The sequence below is a fragment of the Roseibium sediminis genome (genome assembly GCF_008711325.1).
GTDB lineage: Bacteria > Pseudomonadota > Alphaproteobacteria > Rhizobiales > Stappiaceae > Roseibium > Roseibium sediminis.
The window spans coordinates 98,232-120,915 of the sequence record NZ_VXDB01000004.1 but is presented as its reverse complement, the minus strand read 5'-3'; the positions used below and the strand labels follow the sequence as shown (position 1 = coordinate 120,915).

The window sequence follows — 22,684 nt, the reverse complement described above, 5'->3', positions numbered from 1 at the left end:
CTCATGTTTTGGAGATTTCCTTTTGAGCCTGCGCGCCCTTTCCATCGTAATTGCCCTCACATCTTTCACTTCCTCCGCAATGGCCGAAACCGCACAGGTTGGTCCCCGCCCGGCCTATCTTGTTTCGAAGATGAAGGACGGCCCCTTGAAGACCCGGTTGGAGGCTTGTCTTGGGCAACCGGTCAAGCGGACGGACTTCTCCATCGGGCACCGCGGGGCCGCGCTTCAGTTTCCCGAACACACCGCAGAGAGCTATCGGGCGGCCGGCGTCATGGGCGCAGGCCTGATCGAATGCGACGTGACCTTCACCGCCGACAAGGAACTTGTCTGCCGTCACGCTCAGGATGACCTCCACACCACCACAAACATCCTGACCAGCGATCTGGCTGATAAATGCACCGACCCTTTCCAGCCTGCCGCAAATGGACAAAAAGCGTCGGCTGATTGCAGGGCATCTGATGTGACGCTAGCTCAATTCATGACGCTCTCCGGCAAAATGGATGCCGCAGATGCTCAGGCCACCACACCGCAGGCCTACCAAGACGGCACCGCCGCATGGCGAACGGACCTTTACGCTACCAATGGCACACTGCTTACCCACCGCCAGTCCATCGATCTGATCAGGTCAATGGGCGGCAAATTCATTCCCGAACTGAAAGCGCCGAAGGTTTCCATGCCGTTTGATGGCATGACACAGGCCGATTATGCACAGAAGCTTGTCGACGAGTACAAGGCAGCCGACATTCCGGCAAAGGATGTGTTTCTGCAGTCATTTGACTTGAAGGATGTCGTCTACTGGATTGAAAATGAATCTGAATTTGGCAAGCAGGCCGTCTTTCTCGACGGGCGCTTTGCTGCGGGTCCCTTTGATCCATCCCGCCCGGACAGCCTGTCTCCCACCATGGGTGAACTGAAGGGCATGGGCGTCAATTACATCGCTCCACCAATCTGGGTCCTGCTGGCGCTGGAAGATGGAAAGATCGTTCCCTCCGCCTATGCAAAGGCTGCGAGGGAAGCGGGACTGCAGATCATGACTTGGACGCTGGAGCGTTCCGGCCCGTTGAACGGTGGCGGCGGCTGGTATTTCCAGACCATCAGCGATGCCGTCTCCGATGACGGAATGGTCTATGAAATCCTTGATGTCCTTGCGCAGGATGTGGGTGTTGTCGGAGTCTTTTCCGACTGGCCGGCAACCACAAGCTTTTATGCTTCCTGCGTGGGATTGCCGTAAACGGAGCGACTTTAAGGTCTAAACAAGGGATTGCAACTACACTTCACACAACCATAACTTACGGTACGTGAAGATGAAGGTTATCCCGTTAGAAAAAGCTTGCTGCGAAATCCTGTGCAACTCGCAGCAACCTCTTGAAGCGGAACAGCTTCTGGAACTCATCGACAACGCGGCTTTTACCGCAGGTCTTAGCAACCCGGTGCCTGTCGCGTCCGGGTCGGACGACCTCTTTTGGTTCGACTGCGGGGCATATCGGGTGGAGATCACCCAGAAGGCGGAGCCTGCGAAGCCGACACGATATCTGGCTGCAGCCCTGTCGCAGATCACGCAAGATACCTTTCCAGACGCCGCTTCGAGGGTCACCGCCCATCAGGCGGTCTGTATCGTTTCGGTCTACCGTCCCTTGAGCAGCACTCATCAAGCTTCGGCGGTTGGAGATGACCAACGCGAGGTTTCGGCGCTGCAGACCAGCCAGCAGGTTCTTGCTGCCATGGGCCTGTTGCGAGCTGTTGCGCTTCCTCTCGTCATGCAGCTGGATACGTGTGCGGTCTACTGGTCCTCAAACGGCTATCTGCTCAGTCCCGATACGTTCAGGACCTTTGCCAGCGCGGATTCGCTGACCTTTCTTGCGCTTCATCCGAGTTACTATTCGCTTGGGCTCGTGCGGAATGGCCCGGCCCAGATCGGCATGTTCGCGCTCGGTGCACAGAACCTCATTGGTCATGAAGTCTCATTTGAAGCAGGGCCCTACCCGCAGGATTATATTGCAACGGTGACGAACGGTTTCATCCGTCAATGCGAACGGCAGGGAACCTTGCTCGAAGATGGCGCCACCTTTGGCCCCTCGCCGGACGAGGTATTTCTGGTTTCGCACCAGCAACGCAGCGACAGTGAGCCCTTCTCCGTTGTTCTCTCGCCGGTCCGGAGCCAGATCCTCGGTGTAACGGATAGCGATACAGATGAAGACACCGAGATCGATCAGGATCTCTATATGGAGGAGCTTGGCGGGCTGGATCTGAATGATCCGGTAGATGCAGCCATTCTGCAAAATCTGAAAACTGCTCGGCGAGCAACGAAAGCTGTGACAGCGAACGCAACCTGGACGCAGGTATCGCTTGAACGCGAGCCGGTGATGAAAGTCACAGGCTCCGTACCTTCGGAACAAAGTGACGAAGCCAAGGAGGACCTGCCAGCCAGCGCCTTGAAAGAGTATGTGCCGGCCATCAAACCCGCACCGCCACCAAGGGCATCAGTTCATGAGGTGCGCGAGATTGCCAGGCGGATGCAAAGGCCCATCACAGAACAGACACGTCCGGTGCAGAAAAAAGGCCTCGTTGGACGCCTTAAAAAGCTGTTCGGCTGAATGACGGGGCCGCAGTGCCGAGCAGCACGTCTCGCCTTCCGTGAAACGCTCTAGCGGGCCTGATCAAGGATGCGCTTGCATTCCAGAAGCTCGAACAACGTCGACTGGAGCCGACGAACGTCTTCCTTCGACATCGTTTGAGAGCCAGAGATTTCGGTCTCGACTTCGTCGGCAGCAGGCTCGCCGCGCAACCGGTCCATGAATTTCAGACCGGACAACTTGCTGGCAGATTCCGGCTTTTCCATCGTATCCGGCAAAACACCGCGCGGAAGAGGTTCAGATGGTGCCGCATCCCGCGCAAAGGCTTCGGCAGCTGCCTCTTCGGCTTCCTGCTCGTCCACCTCATTCTGGCGCGCCAGAACTGGCACAGGCAGGCCGTCTTCCCGCCATACCTGCATGACAAAGCGGACGCCCTGTTCTTTCAGGATACGCTGCACACCCTTGATGGTGTAGCCCTCGCCATACAGTAAATGTCGGATACCCTTGAGAAGTTCCACATCATCCGGGCGATAATACCGCCGTCCGCCACCCCGTTTCAGTGGCTTGATGTGGGAAAACCGTGTTTCCCAGAAACGCAGAACGTGCTGCGGCAGATCCAGATCGTCAGCGACCTCGCTGATCGTCCGAAATGCATCCGGGCTTTTATCCGGGGTACTCAAAGGTTCCTACCCCTCTTCAGGTCTTGGGTTCCGGAAAGGCCGAGATGGACATTGTCCAATCGACCTGACCGATTGTCTTGGGAAGTGCGCTTTACGGCCTGTCGGGCGTTTTTGCCCGCCCGAAGACGCTTCAGCTCTTCCCGGTGAGGGAATCGTTGATGCGCTGTTTCAGCACGTTGCTCGGCTTGAATACCATCACTCTTCGCGGCGATATTGGCACCTCTTCCCCGGTTTTCGGGTTGCGGCCAATACGCTCTCCCTTGGAGCGAACCACAAACGAGCCGAACGACGATAGCTTGACCGATTCACCGGTTACAAGACAATCGGAAATTTCGGCAAGGACGCGCTCGACGAGTTCTGAGGATTCAGTGCGGGACAAACCCACCTTCTGATACACAGCCTCGCAAAGATCGGCGCGAGTGATAGTCCTTCCTCCCATAACCTCTCCCCGGCTCTTTATCTCTGATATGTCTGATTTTGTTAGAGAAGTGCTAGTTCAGCGCTACGGTATTGTCTCCCTGCGGGTCGGTCAACAGGAAGTACGGGTTTTAAGGGCCTTCGCAGGAAAAATATGACCCCAACTTTAGTCTGTAGTTGTTACCAGCGTAACAATACCGATCCCCAGGTGAATCCACCACCCATGGCCTCGAGCATTACGAGGTCACCCTTTTTGATACGACCATCACGAACGGCGGTATCGAGGGCAAGGGGAATCGATCCTGCAGACGTATTTCCGTGCAGCTGAACGGTCGTTACGACTTTCTCTGGTGCAATGCCCAGCTTCTTTGCGCTGGCATCAATGATACGCTTGTTCGCCTGATGGGGAACAAACCAATCCAGATCATCGGACGTGATGCCGGTGGCTGCATAGGCATCCACGATCACATCGGTGATCATGCCGACTGCATGCTTGAAGACTTCCTTGCCTTCCATGCGCAGAAAACCAACGGTCTTCGTGGACGACGGGCCGCCGTCGACATAGAGCTTGTCCTTGTGGCGACCGTCGGACCGCAGATGGGCGGTCAGGATACCGCGATCGGCAAGTGTGCCCTCGCCTTCCTGCGCTTCCAGCACCACCGCGCCTGCACCATCTCCAAAGAGAACGCAGGTCGTGCGGTCTTCCCAATCAAGGATGCGGGAGAAGGTTTCCGCCCCAATAACAAGGCACCGCTTCGACAGGCCTGTCTTGAGATAGGCGTCAGCGGTTGTCATGGCATAGACAAAACCCGAGCAAACCGCGTGAACGTCAAATGCAGCACCGTGGGTGATGCCCAGCTTTTCCTGAACAGTCACAGCGGCAGACGGAAACGTGTTGTCCGGTGTTGCAGTTGCCAGAATGATCGTGTCGATGTCCTGCGCGTCGATCCCGGCGTTTTCCAGAGCAGCCTTTGCAGCAGCAACAGCGAGATCTGACGTTACCTCACCCTCAGCCGCGATATGGCGCTGGCAAATGCCGGTCCGTTGAACAATCCATTCGTCCGACGTGTCGACCATGGTCGCCAGCTCGGCATTGGTGAGCACCCGCTCCGGCAAATAACTGCCACAGCCCAGAACGGTTGACCGAATTACACTCACAAATCACCTTCCGATTTTTCTGCTTCGTCTGCAAAGGAACTCCGGTGGTAATGCACCAGGTCCTGCGCGATCTTCTGGGTCAGCTCGTTGCGGACCATGTCATAGGCAAGATCGATTGCAGAGGCGTAGCCCTCGGCGTCCGTGCCGCCGTGGCTTTTGATTACAATTCCATTGAGACCGAGGAAGACACCGCCATTGACCTTGCGCGGGTCCATCTTTTCCCGAAGCCGATCGAAGGCGCTCTTGGCAAAGAGATAGCCGATCTTCGACATCAGCGTGCGGTTCATCGCAGCGCGCAGATATCCGCCGATCTGTTTGGCGGTGCCCTCGGCGGTCTTGAGCGCGATGTTCCCGGCGAACCCTTCTGTCACGACAACATCGACCGCACCTCGGCCAATGTCATCGCCTTCGACGAAGCCCTCGTATTTCAGGGACCGGAGCTGGGTTTCCCGCAACAGGCGACCTGCCGTGCGAACCTCTTCGAGCCCCTTCACTTCCTCAACACCGATATTGAGAAGGCCGACAGTCGGCTTCTTGATGCCAAAGAGAGCCCGCGCCATCGCGCCGCCCAGAATGGCGAAATCAATCAGCTGCTGTGCATCGGCACCGATGGTTGCGCCAACATCAAGAACGATCGATTCCCCGCGCGCGGTTGGCCAGATGGCAGCAATCGCGGGGCGCTCGATATTCGCCATCGTGCGCAGGCAGAATTTCGACATCGCCATCAAGGCACCAGTGTTGCCTGCAGAGACAGCCACAGAGGCTTCGCCGGTCTTTACCGCTTCGATGGAGCGCCACATGCTGGATTTCCAGCGCCCCTGACGAAGGGCCTGGCTTGGCTTTGAATCCATGGCAATTGCGACTTCGCAATGCTGGAACGTCGATGCCTGCTTCAGCTTCGGATACTTGTCCAAAAGCGGCAGAACGACCTTTTCGTTGCCAAAAAGAATGTAGCGAATGTCAGGATGGCGGACGAGAGCGATTTCCGCGCCTGGCAGCACCACTTCAGCGCCGTGGTCGCCGCCCATAACATCAAGTGAAATCGTAATGGTCTTAGCCATTCAAACCGTCAATCTTGCGGCCATCCAAAAGCACATCCGGCTCATTTGCCAGCAACGCTGCCTGTGAAAAGACCTGTATCATTCATAGTACCGGACCGGCGCGAACATACCTGTTTCCAACCGGGAGACAACATTTTTCGCCTATGGCGGGGATGTTTCCCTGCGCGTCACTTAATGTTCGGGGTTTGACTTCAGCTTTGCAAGAGCTGCGAACGGAGACGGCTCACTTTCGTCCCCCTCACTGTCGTCTTCCACAACTGGTTCGAACTCTGCACCGGGCTTGCGGGGAAACGGATCGAGATTGAGAGCGAGCTGCTCGCAAACGAGGGCCCCGAGATCAATCTTGCCGTCAATCATCACATCGGGCGGATCAAGGGATTCCAGTTCGATTTCGATCTCGCCGTCTGCGTTCAGATCCTTGGCCTTGCGCGGGCGCGAAGACACCGCCTCAAGCGTCCGGTCGATTTCGTCCTGAAACTCTTGCTCAAAGTCCTCAAGGGTGACGATGCAGGTTTGCTGAAGCTTGGCCTTGAGCTTTCCGACAACCCGCACGCCGGTCTTGCGCCATGGCTTGAGGGTAAGATCCGCCATCAGGCTGGAAATGTCTGTGATGTCATAGGCCTTGGCAATCGCCTTCAGCTCCTCGGCATTCGGCTGGACAAGAACCTGCTTTTCCGAATCTCCCAGACGGTCCCCGAGAACGATTTGGGAGAATGGAAACTGGCTGTTGGACATGGGACTCGGCTTTCGTCTAATTCGGTGGCGGCAGCGTTTAGCGCAAACTCAGGGCGCAGGCCAGTCAATTTGTCCGTCAATCAGGACATCTGTCTGCTGCGCCGCCAGTTGCTCCGCGGCCCTGATCATGTAGTGGGCCAGAGCCTCCTGTGCCACAGGTTCCTCCGCATCGGGAAACACGTTTCGCCCAATCGCTGCTGCGAGCGCTGCAACATCGCCGTCATTGAGAGCTGAGGAATAGGCTTCGGCCCGGCCATAGAAGGCTTCCCCCATGCGCCGGACTTTCTTGGGAACACGGGTATCGCTGACGCCCATTTCCCGCAGCGAACCGTCCATGTCTTGCATGAAGATGTCAAAGACAGCCTGCGAAAACGCGGCTACCTTCTTCCCCTCGCCCCGCAGCCGGCGAAAATAAAGAACCGCATGAACCAGTACCATATCGAACCGGCCATCGATTGTGTCCGGCACGCAGTACGTCGTATAGAAGGACGGTTGCCGCGCTTGGGCCACGATTTGACTGTAGATGGCTAGCTCGGCATCCTGATTTCGCCGTCCGAAGAGGCCAAAGAGCATGGTGGTCTCCAAGATAAGAATGTTGCCAAAGGGCCCTAACCCACGCTAGGGACTTTGCCAAGAACCGAAAAATGGAAACATGCCAATATCCTGCGTTGGCGTAACAGGAATGACTGCATGAAACTGAAGGCCCAAGCCGTACTAGTTCCGCTGTTGCTGGCTTTGCCGCTCGGCGGATGCTTCACCCAGACATATACCCATGGCCATGTCATCTCCAATGACATGTTGTCCCAGGTTCAGGTTGGTTCAAGTCAGGAACAGGTCGAACTGGTCCTCGGCTCACCGTCCACCACATCGAACCTGAACGGTCAAGCCTATTACTATATCTCGCAGACAACGGAAACGACGGCATTCCTTGCCCCCGATATCGTCGGGCAGCGCGTAGTGGCCGTTTACTTCGATGATGACGGCTATGTGCGCGATATCGGCAACTACGGCATGGAAGACGGCAAAGTGGTGGACTTCATCACCCGCGAGACCCGCACGGGTGGCTCGGACTATGGCTTCCTGACACAGATCCTGCGCGGCGCGGCCTCTCCAAGCGTTGGCCTCTGAGACGCCTCACATTTTCGAACGCATCAAAAAAGCCCGGCAAATCGCCGGGCTTTTTCAGTTTCAGGATCGTATCATCTCATCAGTGGGCAAGGATTGCCAGAAGCAGGAGCGCCACGATGTTGGTGATCTTGATCATCGGGTTCACCGCCGGACCGGCTGTGTCCTTGTAAGGATCGCCGACCGTGTCGCCGGTAACTGACGCCTTGTGCGCTTCGCTACCCTTGTGGTGTGTCACGCCATCCTTGTCGGTAAACCCGTCCTCGAAGGACTTCTTGGCGTTGTCCCATGCTCCGCCGCCGGCGGTCATCGAGATAGCGACGAACAGGCCAGTCACGATCACGCCGAGCAACATCGCGCCAAGCGCCGCGAAGGCGTCTGCGGGAGTTGCAACGGCTCGCACCACGACAAAGACGAAGATCGGCGACAGGACCGGCAGCAAGGACGGGATGATCATTTCCCGAATGGCCGCTTTTGTCAGCATGTCGACCGCACGGCCATAGTCCGGCCGCTCGGTGCCCTGCATGATGCCCGGCTTCTCCTTGAACTGGCGACGGACTTCCTCAACCACGGCACCCGCTGCACGACCCACGGCCGTCATTGAAATGCCGCCGAAAAGATAGGGAAGCAGACCGCCGAACAGGAGCCCCGCCACCACATAGGGGTTGGACAAGGTGAAGAGCGTATCGACATTGATGCCGTGGAAGATCGACCCCTCCGCCGCAGATGCGGAGAAGAAGCGCAGATCCTCCGTATAGGCTGCAAATAGCACGAGTGCACCGAGACCGGCAGAACCGATTGCGTATCCCTTGGTTACGGCCTTCGTGGTGTTGCCAACCGCGTCGAGAGCGTCCGTGGTAGAGCGCACTTCTGCCGGAAGATCCGCCATTTCAGCTATACCACCAGCATTATCTGTTACTGGACCAAACGCATCCAGCGCAACAACCATGCCCGCCAGGGCCAGCATCGTTGTCACCGCAATTGCTATGCCGAAGAGGCCGGCAAACGAATGGGTAATCAGGATACCAGCGATGATGATCAAGGCCGGGAGTGCCGTTGCCTCTAGGGAAACAGCAAGACCCTGAATGACGTTGGTGCCGTGACCGGTAACAGAGGCCTGAGCAATCGAGCGCACCGGACGATAGTTGGTTCCGGTGTAATATTCCGTCACCCAGATGATCAGACCGGTTACGATCAGCCCCACGATGCCGCAATAGAACAGATGGCGGCCGGTGAAGGATGCGGACCCGTTTTCCGGAGCAAAGGTGCGGTCGAAACCGAGCCAGAAATACGTGATGAGGAACAACGCCACTGCAGAAAGCACGGACGTGACAATGAAGCCTCGATAGAGAGCCCCCATGATCGAATTGTTGGTTCCCAGCTTCACGAAGAAGGTGCCAATGATGGATGTCACCACACAACTCGCTCCGATCACCATCGGGAACAGCATCAGCGTAATGGCATCGGCACCGCTGAAGAAAATCGACGCCAGAACCATGGTCGCAACGACCGTAACGGCATAGGTTTCAAACAGATCGGCCGCCATGCCCGCACAGTCGCCGACATTGTCGCCAACGTTGTCGGCGATGGTTGCCGGATTGCGTGGGTCATCTTCCGGAATACCGGCTTCCACTTTCCCGACGAGGTCACCGCCAACGTCGGCGCCCTTGGTGAAGATGCCGCCGCCAAGGCGGGCGAAGATGGAAATGAGGGAGGCTCCAAAACCCAGCGCCACAAGTGCGTCGATCACGACACGATCAGTTGGGGCATGTCCCATGCCCTTGGTCAGAAGCGTGTAGTAGACCGCAACGCCCAGAAGCGCGAGGCCAGCAACGAGAAGACCGGTCACCGCGCCCGACTTGAATGCGATTTCAAGGCCGGCGGCCAGGCTCTGGCTCGCGGCCTGCGCTGTGCGGACGTTCGCACGGACCGACACCATCATGCCGATATACCCGGCAGCGCCGGACAGGACCGCACCGATCAGAAAGCCGAAAGCAGCCGTTGCTGACAGGAGAAACCAGGCCAAAATGAAAACAACCGCCCCGACGGCGGCGATGGTTGTGTATTGACGGTTCAGATATGCCTTGGCGCCTTCCTGAATGGCGCCTGCAATTTCCTGCATGCGCGCATTTCCGGCGTCCGCCGCCATGACGGATTGGATGGCCCAGATCCCGTAGGCAATGGACAGCAATCCGCAAACAATAATAACGAGTTCGGTCATACTTCCTCCTCATTGGTGGGCAGACCCGGTTTTATTATTGTATTTCAGCCAGCCCCTGGCACGACGCCTGCCGACTCCCTTTCGACTCCCGGCGTGTGTATGGCGTTACGATAGCAGCAAAAAGAAGAGGCTCGTCAAGTCTACTGGGGCAGAACGCCGGTATTGCGTAACGGAAACATGTTTTGCACTGCAGCAACCGCAGGGAGAGGACGCCTCCCCCTGCAACATGTTCTCAAATTTGCGCTGCGGCGGATCGGGAATTGTGCTTCCAGAGCCATGCCAGGAGGGCAAGGCACAAGAGCACGAACGGAAACACCAGCGTCGTGACGGAATCCCAGCCGAAGGCATTCAGCAGAGCGCCGGAAGAAAACGAAGCGCAAGCCACAAAGCCAAACACCAGAAAGTCGTTGGTGGCCTGGACCATGTTCCGCTCTTCCGGGCGATAGGTGTCAGTCAGCATGGCTGTCGCGCCAATGAAACCGAAGTTCCAGCCCAGCCCAAGAAGAATCAATGCCGTCCAGAAATGCGCCAGATCTACGCCGGACAGGGCAACCACAGAGCAACTTGCCAGCAACAGAAGACCAATCGCGACAATCTTCTCCTTGCCGAAACGTGCGATCAGGCTTCCGGTGAAGAAACTTGGTCCGAACATGGCGATGACATGCCACTGGATGCCAAGCGCAGCATCGGTCTCGGTCAGCCCGCAACCGATCATCGCAAGTGGCGTTGCCGTCATGACAAGGCTCATCAGCGCATAGGAGCAGATGCCACAGGCCGCAGCCACGATGAAACGCGGTTGCCGCATGATCTCCAGGATTGGCCTGCCACCTGACTTTGTCGTCTGTGTCGGAGGTTTTGGAATATTGATGAAGGACACAAGGATCAGCGAAATGATCGATAGACCGGCCTGCGCCAGATAGGTTCCGGCAAAAAGGATCGGGCTAAACATGTCCTTGGTGAAGATCACGGTTTGCGGGCCAACAACGCCTGCCAGCACCCCGCCTGCCAAGACCCATGAAATTGCCTTTGGCTTGAAGGCTTCACTGGCAGTATCGGCTGCCGCAAATCGATATTGCTGAACAAATGCCCCTGCAAATCCCCCCAGGCAGCAGGCCAGAACGAACAGAGAAAAAGTATTCTGAAAGACCGCATAGGACGCGATCAGGCCGGACACTGCAGCCAATGCAGATGCCCCCATGAACCCGGCGCGACGCCCGTAACGCCGCATCAGAACCCCGGCAGGAAGCGTACCGAAAGCGGTTCCCAGCACCATGGCGGACACCGGCACGGTTGCCAGCGACTTGTCTTCTGCCAGCATCATATAGCCCACCAGCGGGCCCGTCGTAATGACGATGGAGGCCAAGGCCCCGCCGATCGCCTGCGCCATCGCGAGCAGAAAGGCATTGCGACGGGCAAGGCTGTCATCGGCCTGATGGGCCGCTTCGGTCAAAGAAGACATGCTCTATCCTGATTGGCAGTGATGCGGAACGGTCACCTACGGGTTTCCGGATGACCCTAGGAAAACTGACTACACCAACCAAACGAGAGATGCAGTAAAATTTACCTACCATTCAATCGGTAGTCATTTCCAGCAAAAATGTTTCCTTGGCTGTGTAGCCCGGAAATACTGCGGCAATCCCGAGGCATAATCGCTCAGCTGCCACCGGCAGTGAGCGGCCAAAGTCTGTTGATCTCACGTGTGATTTCGTTCAGACGACAATAATCAGAAGTGTCGGAAGCCGGCCAGAGCCGAAGGCGAGCAACCTGCGGGAATATTGGCAAGCTCGATCTTGCCAGCCCCCGTCTTGACCTGCCCGATTGCCTGAACACGGCATCCGATGGCAGCGGCCTGTGCCGCGAATTGATCTGCCTTGTCTTGCGGTATACTGGCGAGGATTTCGTAGTCATCGCCGCCATTGAGGCACGCCATGAATGTGTCGGCGGAAGCTTGCCGTATCTTCTTCAAGGCGTCAGACAGTGGCACCTGGTCGATGTCAATTTCCAGATTCACCCCAGACGCGCTGGCCATGTGAGTCGCATCGGCAACAAGGCCGTCTGAAATATCCATCGCAGCGGTCGCATGATCCAGCAGGAGTGGGGCGAGCGCTGTTCTGGGACGCGGCAGAAGGTAGCGGTCCAGCAGATGTCGCTCTTCTTCCGGATCAAGACGGAACACGGTGACAAACCGATGATCTAGCCGCGCTTTCAGCCCGGCTGCCGCATCGCCTATGGTACCGCTCACGAACAGGACATCGCCAACCCTGGCTCCGGTCCGGCGGACAGCCTTGCCGGTCGGCACTTCACCAATCGCCGTGATGGAAACCTGAAGCCCGCCGGTGGAGCGAATGGTGTCTCCACCAAAGAGGGTAATGTCGAAAGCGGATTGGTCTGCGCCGAGCCCCTTGGAGAACCGCTCAAGCCAGGGCGCTTCCCAGTTATCGGGCAATGCCAGCCCAAGGAGGTATCCGACCGGCCTTGCCCCTTTGGCGGCAAGATCGGAAAGATTCACCCGCAAGGCCTTGGCAGCGATGGCTTCCGGAGTGTCGTTTGACAGGAAGTGGACGTTTTCCGCCAGCATGTCCTTGGTGAGGACCAGATCATGCCCGGCACGCGGTGTCATGACCGAGGCGTCGTCGGTCAGTCTCAAGCTTCCGGGCGTTTCGGCCAGGGGCGCGAAATATTGCCGGATGAGCTCGAACTCACCGGGACGCTGGGCAGTCATTCTTATTCCCCGCTATCGGGCTTCTTGATTTCCAGCTCCGCGCTGCGCAGCTCGCGTGCCAGGCGGTCCAGAACACCGTTCACGAGACCCGGTTCATCTTCCTGATAGAAGGCCTTGGTCACGTCGATATATTCGGAGATGATGACCTTCGGCGGCACGTCCTTGCGACGCAGAAGCTCATAAGCACCAGAGCGCATGATGGCGCGCAAAAGGCTGTCGATGCGGCGCAGCGGCCAGCCTTCGGCGAGTGCCGTGTGAATGAACGGATCAAGAAACTTCTGATCATCCACCACGCCGGACACAATGGACTTGAACCACTGCTCGTCGGCTTCAAGATACTGCTCGCCGTCCAGCTCCTTGCCGAGGCGGAAGGCGGTGAACTCGCTGATCACGCTGGACAGAGGCACCTCGCCCACATCCATCTGATACAGAGCCTGCACAGCAGCCAAACGGGCGACGCCACGCTTGTTGGCCGGGCGGACAGCCTTGCTGGCCATCTTCTTGGGTTCGGCCTGTTCGCTCATGTTATGCTCCAAGACGTTCGCGCAACTTGATCATTTCCAGAGCAGCTTCCGCAGCAAAACCGCCCTTGTTCAGCTCGTTTACACGGGCCCGGGCCCATGCCTGCTTGTCGTTCTCGACCGTCAGAATGCCGTTACCAAGCGCAAGGTCGGCATCGATCACCAGATCCATCAACGCACGTGCGGATTCGTTGGCGACGATGTCGTAATGGGTGGTTTCACCACGGATCACACAGCCCAGAACCACGAAGCCGTCATACATCACGCCGCCATCTTCCATTGCCGTCATGGCCATGGCGAGCGCCGCCGGAATTTCCAGCACACCGGGAACGGAAACCCGGTCGTATTTTGCCCCTGCAGCCTCTAGAGACGCAATCGCGCCTTCTGCCAATGCGTCAGCGATATCCTGATAGAAGCGGGCTTCAATAATGAGAATCTTGGGCGCTGTGGTCATGGCGACGGTTTAATCCTTGTTGGGGGTCGCGACAGGAACCATGCCTGAGCCTTTTTGTCCAGTCCAAAGGGCAAGTTCCCTTGCGCGAATTCGGCGGATATCCTGAATTCTGGTAAAGGTGCCGCTCAGCCGGGTTATTTCGGTTTGGAGAACTCGGCAAGTCGCGCAGCGTATCTGGCCATCATGTCCACTTCGAGGTTGACCTTGTCCCCCACTTGACGCTCTGACCACGTGGTCACCTCAAGCGTGTGCGGGATCAGGAACACCGAAAACAGGTCGTTGTCCGCCTCATTCACGGTCAAGGATGTCCCGTCCAGCGCAACCGATCCCTTCTTGGCGATGAAAGGTGCAAATCCCATCGGTACACGAAACTGGAAATAGACTGAGTCCTGATGATCTTCCCGCTTGGTGATGGTCGCGAGCCCATCGACATGACCGAGAACAAGATGACCGCCAAGTTCCGTTCCCATCTTGAGAGACCGCTCAAGGTTCAGATGCATCCCGACTTTCCAGTCGGATACGGTGGTCAGGGCAAGGGTTTCGGCTGCCGAATCCACTTCAAACCAGTTGCCACCCTCATCCGTTCCCTTGGCGACGACCGTATGGCACGGGCCCCCGCAGGCAATCGAGGCCCCGATATCGATGCCATCAGGATCATAGGATGTCCGGATGCGGGTCTTGAGGCCAGCCGGGATCTTGTCCACGCGCGTGATTTCACCGAGGTCGGTCACGATGCCGGTAAACATGTCAGGCTCCAGTCCGTCTGAGATAGATGAAATTGTCGGACCCGATCACGCCCGCTTCAATCTTTGCAAACTTGGGGTCGGCGATGACATCTTCAAGATTGAGACCATTGAGAACCGGGATGCCACCCTCCCCGACTTCCACGTCGCCGGTCACGATGCACATGTCGTCAATAAGCTCGGCCTTCAGGAAAGCCGTCGCAATTCTGGCTCCCCCTTCCACCATCAGCCGGGTGATGCCCCGTGTAGACAAGGCACTGACGATAACGGAGGGTTCGATTCCCTCATTGCCGACCGGCACGCGAATGACATGCACACCAGCCTTGGCAAGAGCGTCTACCCGAGCAGCCGGAGCGGTATTGGCGCAGATGACCCAGACCGGCACCTCGGCAACACTCTGAACCAGCTTGGAATTGAGAGGAAGACGGGCCTTGCTGTCGATGATGACCCGCACCGGAGACCGGCCTGCCATGCCCGGAAGGCGGCAATTCAGCATCGGGTCGTCTGCAAGCGCAGTTCCTATCCCCACCATGATTGCATCATAGGTGGAGCGAAAGCCGTGGACGTGGCGCATTGAAAGCGGGTTGGAAATCAGAACCTGACCTGCCCCTTCCCGGCCGATAAAGCCATCTTTGGAAACCGCAATCTTCAACAGCACCTTGGGGCGGTGCCGGGTGATGCGCATTGTAAAGCCGGAATAGAGTTCCTGACAGGCAGCCTCATGAACGCCGACAGTGACTTCCAGACCGGCCTCTTCCAGCATCTTGATCCCGCGACCGGCAACCCGCGGATTGGGATCGCGCATGCCGATCACCACGCGTTTGACACCGGCCTCGACAAGCGCCACCGCGCATGGCGGCGTCCGGCCATAATGCGAGCATGGCTCCAGCGTGACGTAGCAGGTCGCTCCCTTGGCCTGCTCTCCGGCCATCCTGAGCGCATGCACCTCGGCATGCGGACCTCCGGGCTTTGACGTTCGCCCGCGCCCGACAACGATCTCGGCGCCCGCCTCGTTCCTGCTCACGACCAGTGCGCCAACGGGCGGATTTGGCCAGACTTCGCCGAGACCTCGCCGAGCATAACGCTCGACAGCAGCCATGAAACGCAGGTCTAAGGATGATTGCGACTGGGACACTCAGGCCGTCTCCGAAAGGGATCTGTCTGGATCAATGCTCTTCGACAGGTCCGTCATGCGGCTCGTTCAACTCGTCGAGCAGAGCCTCGAAGTCCTTGGCCTCGCGGAAGTTCTTGTAAACGGATGCAAAGCGGACATAGGCGACGTCATCGACACCCTTGAGGCCTTCCATCACGTGATTGCCGATGGTTTCCGCCGTGATGTCGCTTTCACCGGAGCTTTCCAGTTGGCGGACAATGCCACTGACCATGCGCTCGATGCGCTCCGGTTCAACGGGACGCTTGCGGACCGCAATCTGCACGGATCTGGCGAGCTTCTCCCGGTCGAACGGAACCCGGCGCCCGCTGCGCTTGACCACCATCAGTTCGCGCAGCTGGACACGCTCGAACGTGGTGAACCGTCCGGCGCAGGTGTTGCACACCCTGCGCCGGCGGATTGCCGTGTTGTCCTCGGTCGGGCGGGAATCCTTGACCTGGGTTTCCTCGCCGCCGCAATAAGGACATCGCATCTTTCAAAGCTCCTGACAGATGCCCGCCAATTTACGAATAAATCGGGAAGCGGGCCGTCAGTGCTTCTACCTTGGCTTTGACCGCAGCTTCAACTGCCGCGTTGCCTTCTTCACTGTTGGCAGCCTTCAAACCGTCCAACACTTCCGTGATCAGCAGGCCAACTTCGCGGAATTCCGCAACACCAAAGCCGCGGGTCGTCGCTGCCGGGGTTCCAAGACGGATACCGGACGTGATCATCGGCTTTTGCGGGTCGTTCGGAACGCCGTTCTTGTTGCAGGTGATTGCAGCGCGGCCAAGAGCATGCTCAGCAGACTTGCCGGTCAGCATCTTCGGGCGCAGGTCAACCAGCATCAGGTGAGTGTCGGTGCCACCGGACACGATGTCCGCCCCACCCTCGCGAAGTGTTTCAGCCAGCACCTGGGCGTTTTCGCGAACGCTCTTGATGTAGCTCTTGAAGCCCGGCTGCAGTGCTTCCCCAAAGGCAACCGCCTTGGCTGCAACAACGTGCATGAGCGGCCCGCCCTGCAGACCCGGGAAGACGGCAGAGTTGATCTTCTTGGAGATCTCTTCGCTGTTTGTCAGAACCATGCCGCCACGCGGACCGCGCAGGGTCTTGTGGGTCGTGGTCGTTGCCACATCTGCATGCGGGAACGGGCTCGGATGCTCACCGGCAGCTACCAGACCTGCAAAGTGAGCCATGTCGACCATGAAATACGCACCAACCTCGTCGGCAACGGCACGGAACTTGGCGAAATCGATCTGGCGGGAATAGGCAGAGCCACCAGCGATGATGAGGGCCGGCTTGTGCTCGCGAGCAAGCGCTGCCATGGCGTCATAGTCGATCAGGCCGGTCTCGAGGTTGAGACCGTATTGAACAGCGTTGAACCACTTGCCGGACATGTTCGGCTTTGCGCCGTGGGTCAGGTGCCCACCAGCATCAAGGCTCATGCCGAGAATGGTATCGCCCGGCTTGATCAGGCCGAGAAATACGGACTGATTGGCCTGGCTGCCGGAGCTCGGCTGAACGTTGGCAAACTCACAGCCAAACAGCTTCTTGGCGCGGTCAATGGCAAGTTCTTCGGCGATGTCGACGAACTCGCAACCACCGTAGTAACGGCGGCCCGGATAGCCTTCCGCGTATTTGTTGGTCAGAACCGAGCCCTGCGCTTCAAGAACGGCGCGCGAGACAATGTTTTCAGAGGCGATCAGCTCGATTTCGTGCTGCTGACGACCCAGCTCCTTCTGAATGGAGCTGAACAGTTCCGGATCACTGTCTGCCAAAGAACGGGAAAAGAAATCGGAAGTGGCCGATTGATTGGCCGCCAGATCAGTCAGGGACATTGCGCCATCCTCAGTTTGCAAGTTCTAGCCAGTGCGAAGGTGCCAGCGTCTTTGCTCGGTTCCATCACACCCTGTCAATTTCCCCACAGCACGTATCACAGCCCCGCGGAGGAACCAAGGCCCCAACCGACCTGATGGCGAGTGAAAGCGACAAGATCACGCTGAGGTGGAAATCCGCTAATCCCCGTTCTGGGCGAGCTGCTCCAGTCGGCGCTTCAGCTTGCGTATGGCAAGTTGCTTCAGGTCTTCCTGAGAAGCGGACGCGGGACCGAAAACCGACACCTCGACGCCGGTGGCGGCGTCAATCGCGGCAACCTTCACCTGCTGTCCGATCGGATAGAATTCCAGATAGACCGAACCCGGGCCACCAGACTGACGCGTCATGTCCGTCATTCTCCAAATGTCGTTGCCCGGAACGTGTCAGCCCAAGCAAACAAGGCGTGTGACCGATACGGAGCACACGCCTTGTTGAATAGATGCTGGACCTGAAATTTCAAGCCTATTGCAGGCTTGCTGTTACATCATCCACCGGCGTGCCGCTGTAGAGCCCATCGCGGTTATAGACGTCGTCGCGGAAGTGGATCACGCCGTCGGCATTGGCCCATGCGGTGATATAGGTCAGATACAGCGGAATGCTGGTCTTCAGCTTAACGTCTTCACGAGCACCGGTGCGGATGACTTCGTCAACCCGGGCACGATCCCAGTCCGGCGTGGTGGACTGAAGAAGCCAGGTGACCATTTCGCGGACATTCTGGACGCGCACACAGCCTGACGAATGGAACCGGTAGTCGGATCCGAACAGGGTTTTGGACGGCGTGTCGTGCAGATAGACCTGATGCTTGTTGTGGAAGTTGATCCTCACAGTCCCAAGCGAGTTGATTTCACCCGGTTCCTGACGGAACTGGTACTTGGTCGCCTCGTCGGTATTCCAGTCGATCTGCTGCCAAGTCAACTCGTTGTTGTTCCAGTCGAAAATCCGAATCCGGTTCTTCGCCAGATACTGCGGGTCCTGCTTCATCTTCGGGATCAGGTCCTTGCGGATGATGGAGACCGGAACAGTCCAGTACGGGTTGAAGTTCAGCTCATAGATCTTGCTGTTCAGGATCGGCGTCTGGCGGTCGATCTTGCCGACAACAGCCGTGTGGCGCGAGCGTACGCGGCCGAATTCGACGGCTTCGATCTCTGCAGCCGGAATGTTCACCATCACATAGCGATCACCGAGGAAGCCGGACATCGAGCGAAGACGAATCAGGTTTGTTTCAAGCTGGCGAAGGCGAACATCGGCAGGAACGTTGAGGGCAACGATCGTGGATTCTCCCACCACCCCGTCAGGCAGAAGGCCATGGCGCAGCTGGAAGCGGCGAACCGCACCATCAACATAAGAATCGAAAACGTTTGAATAGCCGGCAGTCTGCTGCAGATCACCCGACGCGATCAGGCGCTGGCGCAGCTCAAGCACGCGGTTGTCCTTGGCCCCAATGCGGAATGCCTTCCCGCCACCGGTAACGCGACCCCAGCCGCCGGCCTGAACGATGCGCGAATAGCGGTCAATCGCCACAGCAATATAGTTCGCGGTCTCCGGAGAGAGTGTCGGCGAAGTGGATTCCATCGCCTGGAGGCTCTGGACGGTGCTCTGGAAATTATCCTGCCACTCGACCCGCTGATTGTAACTCTGAAGAGCCTGAAGCGGAGATTCCGCCATCACTGGAGAGGAAACCGTTCCAAGGGCGACAATACCAGCGGTCGCAGCAAGGTTTTTTCTGGAGGCAAGCGCCTTCAGGGCATGGACTAGTTTGCTTGGGAACACGGTCATGTGTTCACTCCCACTTCAATTCGTTTGATCGACTAGCCAGCCCGCCAAGCCCGGCTTTCGACGAGAGACTGTATCCGGTGACACTTAACAAATTCCCGGCACTCGATGGATGCAAAATGGAGACAATGCCCCATCAAAATACATCACCGCCTCTCGGCCTTGAAATCTTCGCATATACGGATTCCAGCAAGACATAAGTCATTCCAATGTGTCGACATCATGTCCTTTCCGGGACCGCTAAGTCATATGAGTGAAGGAATACAGGACTCAGCAGGCTTCATTGTCCCGACAAACAACAAAAAACGCCGTTCCGGAGCCCGGAAACGGCGCTTTGTGATTTTGATGACCCGGTAGTCGCTTAGAGGCGATACAGGATCTGGTCGGTCCAGAACCGCTCGAGGCGGCGAAGGGACTTGTTCAGGTTTGTGAAATCTTCGCGATTGATTTCACCAACCTGCTCAACCGACAGCATGTGACGCTCATAGAGATCGTTCACGATGCGAGCCACTTCCTGGCCCTTGTCCGTCAGACTGACACGAACGGACCGACGGTCCATGCGGGAACGCTGATGGTGGATATAGCCGGTCTCAACAAGCTTCTTCAGATTGTAGGACACATTGGAGCCCAGATAGTAGCCACGGGTGCGGAGTTCGCCCGCCGTCAGCTCTGCATCACCAATGTTGAACAGAAGGAGAGCCTGAACGCTGTTTACGTCCGAACGCCCCATCCGGTCGAATTCGTCTTTGATTACGTCAAGAAGTCGTCTGTGCAAACGCTCAACGAGCGTCAGAGCTTCGAGGTACAGCGGCTTGATGTCCGCCTCCTCTTCGTTCTGTATCACAGCATCGACTGCCCTATTAGCGGTGATCATTTTTTGCGCCTCTTATTATCCTGTCATTGGTGGTTGTTTTTTTCTTTCCACCGTGACTGAAGATTACAGACTCGCTTCTAAGATCCGCTTAAGAGACACACTAAATCATAAGTTAAAATTCAGCGCTTCTTTTCGAATGCCTTCTCAAAGACTCGTTTACCTTGTTCCTCGCAGGAAGTTAACGATCGCAGAGAAATCAGATCCTTGCCCGCCGTTCTTGCAGAAGACGTCATACAGAACTGACGCTTCGGCACCAAGCGGCGTCGCGGCGCCGGCGCTTCCAGCAGCTTCCTGGGCAAGCTTAAGGTCCTTTAACATCATTTCAGCCGCAAAGCCGGGCTTGTAGTCATTATTGGCAGGTGATGTTGGCACCGGGCCTGGGACAGGGCAGTAAGAAGTTAGTGACCAACATTGTCCTGAGGCTGTGGAAGAGATATCGAAAAGCTTCTGCGCATCAAGTCCGAGACGCTCTGCAAGAACGAAAGCTTCGGACACCGCAATCATGGAAATGCCGAGGATCATGTTATTGCAGATCTTGGCCGCTTGCCCGTTGCCCGCACCGCCGGCATGAACAATGTTCTTGCCCATAATGTCGAGATAGGGCTTCGCCTTGGCAAAAGCCTCGTCCGGTCCGCCAACCATGAAGGTGAGCGTTCCTGCAGTTGCTCCGCCGACACCACCGGAGACCGGGGCATCCACCATCGACATGCCCTTCTCTGCCGCCGCACTGGCTACGGCGCGGGCACTGTCCACGTCGATTGTCGAACTGTCGATCAGAATGGTTCCCGGTTTGGCATTCTCCAAAATGCCACCCTCTTCCATATAGATCTTGCGCACATGAGCGCCGGCCGGAAGCATCGAAACAACAACATCGGCTGCAGCGGCCAGTTCGGCAACACTTGCCGCGCGCTTGCCACCGGCAGCCTCGAGAGCGCCCAGCGCCGCTTCGGACAGGTCGAAGCCCAGCACTTCATGCCCCGCCTTCACCAGGTTTGCGGCCATCGGGCCACCCATGTTGCCAAGGCCGATAAAACCGATCCGCGTACTCATAACTATCCTCCGAAAGAAAGCGCTCGCAGTTTGACTGCTATGTTGCAGGTTTGTGGGCACGAGATTCCCGCACCGACAGATAATAAAGAAGGGCAAAGATGCCGATGGTCAGAAAGTAGAAGCTGATCTCGTAGGGACGCCGACCAAAGATCTCCCAGAATGCCGTATGCATGACAATCTGGCAGAAGGCCCGGAAGATCCACATTACTGTTCCCCAGGACACGGTCAGCCAGAGGCCGATGGCTGCCACCATGTCGAGAACGCCGAAAAAGACGGTCGCCGTTTGCCAAGCCAGCGGCATGTCCCAGAACCAGACGTCGCGCCAGGGCACAAACCCGATGATCCGGGCCCAGTGAATAATACCGCCGCCGATCAGCAACAGGGCCATTGCCCGCAGATACCAGACCAGAAGCGTGTTCCAGTGCGGGCGACCGCCGATGAGGTCCTGAAGGTTGCTGATCATGGTGGCTCCGAGTTGAATTCAGGAAGGGTGACCTACTGCCGCTCAGAACGTCAGGTCGCCGCAAACCGGTTCCTCGAAATACGCCGCCAGCGCGGCGCTGTCCACTTCCTCCAACGACGATGGCAACCACTTCGGGGCCTGATCCTTGTCAACGATGACGGCGCGGACGCCCTCATAAAAATCGTGCTGGCGCAGGATTTCGTTCACGATCCGGAATTCCAGATGCATGCAGCCATTGAAGTCCAGCTCCGCTCCCCGGCGCATTTGTTCAAAGGCAATCAGCACACTTGTCGGAGACTTGGAACGAATGATGCCTGCCACCTTTGAAGACCAGTCGTCGGCTTCTCCGTCGAGCCGCGCAAGGATTTCCGCAACCGAACCTGCACCGAAAATCCGATCGACCCGATCTGCACGGGCCAGAAGATCTGAGGTGCCGGGGTTTATGGAGAACCTGTCCAAAAGCGCATCGACGTCTGTCTCTGTCTCCAGCGCTGTTTCCAGCTCGGCAAGTCGCTCACCATCGATCGCGTGAGTCAGGACGCCGGTTGCCAGCGCATCGGCCTGCTTCAGCCTGCCAGCGCTCAGCGCGCAATAGATACCTGTGGACTTTGGCATGCGGGGCAGAAAATGGGTGCCGCCAACATCCGGGAAGAAGCCGATTCCCACCTCGGGCATGGAGAACATCATGTTGCCGGTGCCAACACGATGGCTACCGTGGACAGAAACCCCGACGCCCCCGCCCATCACGATGCCGTCTATCAGCGCCACATAAGGCTTCGGATAGGCCTTGATCCGCGCGTTCAGGCGATATTCGTCCATAAAGAAGTCGGAGACACCTTCGGTCACTCCTTCCTGACGCGCGTCATAGAGATTGCGGATATCCCCGCCAGCGCAAAAGGCCTTCTCCCCTGCCCCCTTGATGACCACATGGCGCACGCGAGCATCGATTTCCCAAACGGAAAGCTGACGGGCCATTGCAATGACCATGTCATGGTTCAGCGCGTTGAGCGCTTTTGGACGATTGAGCGTGATGACACCGGCATGGCCGCGCAGTTCGAAGAGAACGTCTTCAGTCACTTGAAATACTCCGGA

General features: G+C 57.4%; 24 protein-coding genes. 3 read left to right on the top strand and 21 right to left on the bottom strand.

The window, feature by feature from the left end; all coding sequences use genetic code 11:
- Nucleotides 1-28: 28 nt before the first annotated feature.
- Entirely contained in the window at nucleotides 29-1,231 is a 1,203-nt protein-coding gene (locus tag F0155_RS05510) for a glycerophosphodiester phosphodiesterase family protein (RefSeq protein WP_425299912.1), read from the top strand.
- 73 nt (nucleotides 1,232-1,304) lie between these two features.
- A complete protein-coding gene (locus F0155_RS05505; RefSeq protein WP_150523486.1) occupies nucleotides 1,305-2,594 on the top strand; it encodes a hypothetical protein in 1,290 nt (429 codons plus the stop codon).
- 50 nt (nucleotides 2,595-2,644) lie between these two features.
- On the opposite strand, the gene F0155_RS05500 is transcribed toward F0155_RS05505, so the two are convergent.
- The 6 genes from F0155_RS05500 to F0155_RS05475 form a co-directional block, all read right to left on the bottom strand.
- Nucleotides 2,645-3,253, bottom strand: a complete 609-nt coding sequence (locus tag F0155_RS05500; RefSeq protein WP_150523485.1) for a MerR family transcriptional regulator — start codon at nucleotides 3,251-3,253, stop codon at nucleotides 2,645-2,647.
- 130 nt (nucleotides 3,254-3,383) lie between these two features.
- Nucleotides 3,384-3,692 (bottom strand): integration host factor subunit alpha, encoded by a 309-nt coding sequence (locus tag F0155_RS05495; RefSeq protein WP_150523484.1) that lies wholly within the window; start codon nucleotides 3,690-3,692, stop codon nucleotides 3,384-3,386.
- A 158-nt stretch (nucleotides 3,693-3,850) separates the two neighbouring features.
- The gene (locus F0155_RS05490; RefSeq protein WP_150523483.1) at nucleotides 3,851-4,828 is read right to left on the bottom strand and encodes a beta-ketoacyl-ACP synthase III; all 978 of its coding nucleotides are present in this window, start codon (nucleotides 4,826-4,828) and stop codon (nucleotides 3,851-3,853) included.
- Nucleotides 4,825-5,889, bottom strand: coding sequence for a phosphate acyltransferase PlsX (gene plsX, locus F0155_RS05485; RefSeq protein WP_150523482.1), 1,065 nt, complete (start codon nucleotides 5,887-5,889; stop codon nucleotides 4,825-4,827). Before plsX ends, F0155_RS05490 begins: the two co-directional genes overlap by 4 nt.
- Nucleotides 5,890-6,060: 171 nt before the next feature.
- A complete protein-coding gene (locus F0155_RS05480; RefSeq protein ID WP_150523481.1) occupies nucleotides 6,061-6,624 on the bottom strand; it encodes a YceD family protein in 564 nt (187 codons plus the stop codon).
- A gap of 48 nt (nucleotides 6,625-6,672) precedes the next feature.
- On the bottom strand, nucleotides 6,673-7,197 hold the full coding sequence (locus F0155_RS05475; RefSeq protein WP_150523480.1) for a ubiquinol-cytochrome C chaperone family protein: 525 nt from the start codon (nucleotides 7,195-7,197) through the stop codon (nucleotides 6,673-6,675).
- A 117-nt stretch (nucleotides 7,198-7,314) separates the two neighbouring features.
- On the opposite strand from F0155_RS05475, the gene F0155_RS05470 reads away from it, so the two are divergent.
- Nucleotides 7,315-7,752, top strand: coding sequence for an outer membrane protein assembly factor BamE (locus F0155_RS05470; protein WP_150523479.1), 438 nt, complete (start codon nucleotides 7,315-7,317; stop codon nucleotides 7,750-7,752).
- Nucleotides 7,753-7,831: 79 nt separating this feature from the next.
- On the opposite strand, the gene F0155_RS05465 is transcribed toward F0155_RS05470, so the two are convergent.
- From F0155_RS05465 to F0155_RS05395, 15 genes are all read right to left on the bottom strand, one after another.
- A complete protein-coding gene (locus F0155_RS05465; RefSeq protein ID WP_150523478.1) occupies nucleotides 7,832-9,970 on the bottom strand; it encodes a sodium-translocating pyrophosphatase in 2,139 nt (712 codons plus the stop codon).
- Nucleotides 9,971-10,202: 232 nt separating this feature from the next.
- A complete protein-coding gene (locus F0155_RS05460; protein WP_150523477.1) occupies nucleotides 10,203-11,429 on the bottom strand; it encodes an MFS transporter in 1,227 nt (408 codons plus the stop codon).
- Nucleotides 11,430-11,693: 264 nt separating this feature from the next.
- Nucleotides 11,694-12,692: a thiamine-phosphate kinase gene (thiL, locus tag F0155_RS05455; RefSeq protein WP_150523476.1), complete on the bottom strand. Its 999-nt coding sequence runs from the start codon at nucleotides 12,690-12,692 to the stop codon at nucleotides 11,694-11,696.
- A 2-nt stretch (nucleotides 12,693-12,694) separates the two neighbouring features.
- On the bottom strand, nucleotides 12,695-13,216 hold the full coding sequence (nusB, locus tag F0155_RS05450) for a transcription antitermination factor NusB (protein WP_150523475.1): 522 nt from the start codon (nucleotides 13,214-13,216) through the stop codon (nucleotides 12,695-12,697).
- 1 nt (nucleotide 13,217) lies between these two features.
- Nucleotides 13,218-13,667 carry a 6,7-dimethyl-8-ribityllumazine synthase gene (gene ribH, locus F0155_RS05445; protein ID WP_150523474.1) on the bottom strand — a complete coding sequence of 150 codons (450 nt, stop codon included), beginning with the start codon at nucleotides 13,665-13,667 and terminating at the stop codon, nucleotides 13,218-13,220.
- A gap of 134 nt (nucleotides 13,668-13,801) precedes the next feature.
- A complete protein-coding gene (locus tag F0155_RS05440; RefSeq protein WP_150523473.1) occupies nucleotides 13,802-14,413 on the bottom strand; it encodes a riboflavin synthase in 612 nt (203 codons plus the stop codon).
- Nucleotide 14,414: 1 nt separating this feature from the next.
- Complete coding sequence (gene ribD / locus F0155_RS05435) at nucleotides 14,415-15,545, bottom strand: bifunctional diaminohydroxyphosphoribosylaminopyrimidine deaminase/5-amino-6-(5-phosphoribosylamino)uracil reductase RibD (protein ID WP_150523472.1); 1,131 nt, start codon at nucleotides 15,543-15,545, stop codon at nucleotides 14,415-14,417.
- Nucleotides 15,546-15,576: 31 nt separating this feature from the next.
- A complete protein-coding gene (gene nrdR, locus F0155_RS05430) occupies nucleotides 15,577-16,053 on the bottom strand; it encodes a transcriptional regulator NrdR (RefSeq protein WP_150523471.1) in 477 nt (158 codons plus the stop codon).
- Nucleotides 16,054-16,084: 31 nt separating this feature from the next.
- Nucleotides 16,085-17,395 (bottom strand): serine hydroxymethyltransferase, encoded by a 1,311-nt coding sequence (gene glyA, locus F0155_RS05425; protein ID WP_150523470.1) that lies wholly within the window; start codon nucleotides 17,393-17,395, stop codon nucleotides 16,085-16,087.
- A 177-nt stretch (nucleotides 17,396-17,572) separates the two neighbouring features.
- Nucleotides 17,573-17,779: a DUF6898 family protein gene (locus F0155_RS05420; RefSeq protein ID WP_150523469.1), complete on the bottom strand. Its 207-nt coding sequence runs from the start codon at nucleotides 17,777-17,779 to the stop codon at nucleotides 17,573-17,575.
- Between the two features lie 115 nt (nucleotides 17,780-17,894).
- Nucleotides 17,895-19,208 (bottom strand): L,D-transpeptidase family protein, encoded by a 1,314-nt coding sequence (locus F0155_RS05415; protein ID WP_150523468.1) that lies wholly within the window; start codon nucleotides 19,206-19,208, stop codon nucleotides 17,895-17,897.
- A gap of 358 nt (nucleotides 19,209-19,566) precedes the next feature.
- Complete coding sequence (gene ldtR / locus F0155_RS05410) at nucleotides 19,567-20,079, bottom strand: transcriptional regulator LdtR (RefSeq protein WP_150523467.1); 513 nt, start codon at nucleotides 20,077-20,079, stop codon at nucleotides 19,567-19,569.
- 156 nt (nucleotides 20,080-20,235) lie between these two features.
- Nucleotides 20,236-21,177, bottom strand: coding sequence for a 3-hydroxyisobutyrate dehydrogenase (gene mmsB / locus F0155_RS05405; RefSeq protein WP_280176995.1), 942 nt, complete (start codon nucleotides 21,175-21,177; stop codon nucleotides 20,236-20,238).
- On the bottom strand, nucleotides 21,167-21,592 hold the full coding sequence (locus tag F0155_RS05400; protein WP_150523465.1) for a DUF6163 family protein: 426 nt from the start codon (nucleotides 21,590-21,592) through the stop codon (nucleotides 21,167-21,169). Before F0155_RS05400 ends, mmsB begins: the two co-directional genes overlap by 11 nt.
- A 42-nt stretch (nucleotides 21,593-21,634) precedes the next feature.
- On the bottom strand, nucleotides 21,635-22,669 hold the full coding sequence (locus F0155_RS05395) for an enoyl-CoA hydratase/isomerase family protein (RefSeq protein WP_150523464.1): 1,035 nt from the start codon (nucleotides 22,667-22,669) through the stop codon (nucleotides 21,635-21,637).
- Nucleotides 22,670-22,684 lie beyond the last annotated feature (15 nt).

Coding starts and splice junctions, on each gene's coding strand:
- F0155_RS05505 (WP_150523486.1), top strand. CDS start 1,305: ATGAAGGTTATCCCGTTAGAAAAAGCTTGCTGCGAAATCCTGTGCAAC.
- F0155_RS05495 (WP_150523484.1), bottom strand. CDS start 3,692: ATGGGAGGAAGGACTATCACTCGCGCCGATCTTTGCGAGGCTGTGTAT.
- plsX (WP_150523482.1), bottom strand. CDS start 5,889: ATGGCTAAGACCATTACGATTTCACTTGATGTTATGGGCGGCGACCAC.
- F0155_RS05480 (WP_150523481.1), bottom strand. CDS start 6,624: ATGTCCAACAGCCAGTTTCCATTCTCCCAAATCGTTCTCGGGGACCGT.
- F0155_RS05475 (WP_150523480.1), bottom strand. CDS start 7,197: ATGCTCTTTGGCCTCTTCGGACGGCGAAATCAGGATGCCGAGCTAGCC.
- F0155_RS05470 (WP_150523479.1), top strand. CDS start 7,315: ATGAAACTGAAGGCCCAAGCCGTACTAGTTCCGCTGTTGCTGGCTTTG.
- F0155_RS05465 (WP_150523478.1), bottom strand. CDS start 9,970: ATGACCGAACTCGTTATTATTGTTTGCGGATTGCTGTCCATTGCCTAC.
- F0155_RS05460 (WP_150523477.1), bottom strand. CDS start 11,429: ATGTCTTCTTTGACCGAAGCGGCCCATCAGGCCGATGACAGCCTTGCC.
- thiL (WP_150523476.1), bottom strand. CDS start 12,692: ATGACTGCCCAGCGTCCCGGTGAGTTCGAGCTCATCCGGCAATATTTC.
- nusB (WP_150523475.1), bottom strand. CDS start 13,216: ATGAGCGAACAGGCCGAACCCAAGAAGATGGCCAGCAAGGCTGTCCGC.
- ribH (WP_150523474.1), bottom strand. CDS start 13,667: ATGACCACAGCGCCCAAGATTCTCATTATTGAAGCCCGCTTCTATCAG.
- F0155_RS05440 (WP_150523473.1), bottom strand. CDS start 14,413: ATGTTTACCGGCATCGTGACCGACCTCGGTGAAATCACGCGCGTGGAC.
- nrdR (WP_150523471.1), bottom strand. CDS start 16,053: ATGCGATGTCCTTATTGCGGCGGCGAGGAAACCCAGGTCAAGGATTCC.
- glyA (WP_150523470.1), bottom strand. CDS start 17,395: ATGTCCCTGACTGATCTGGCGGCCAATCAATCGGCCACTTCCGATTTC.
- F0155_RS05420 (WP_150523469.1), bottom strand. CDS start 17,779: ATGACGCGTCAGTCTGGTGGCCCGGGTTCGGTCTATCTGGAATTCTAT.
- F0155_RS05415 (WP_150523468.1), bottom strand. CDS start 19,208: ATGACCGTGTTCCCAAGCAAACTAGTCCATGCCCTGAAGGCGCTTGCC.
- ldtR (WP_150523467.1), bottom strand. CDS start 20,079: ATGATCACCGCTAATAGGGCAGTCGATGCTGTGATACAGAACGAAGAG.
- F0155_RS05400 (WP_150523465.1), bottom strand. CDS start 21,592: ATGATCAGCAACCTTCAGGACCTCATCGGCGGTCGCCCGCACTGGAAC.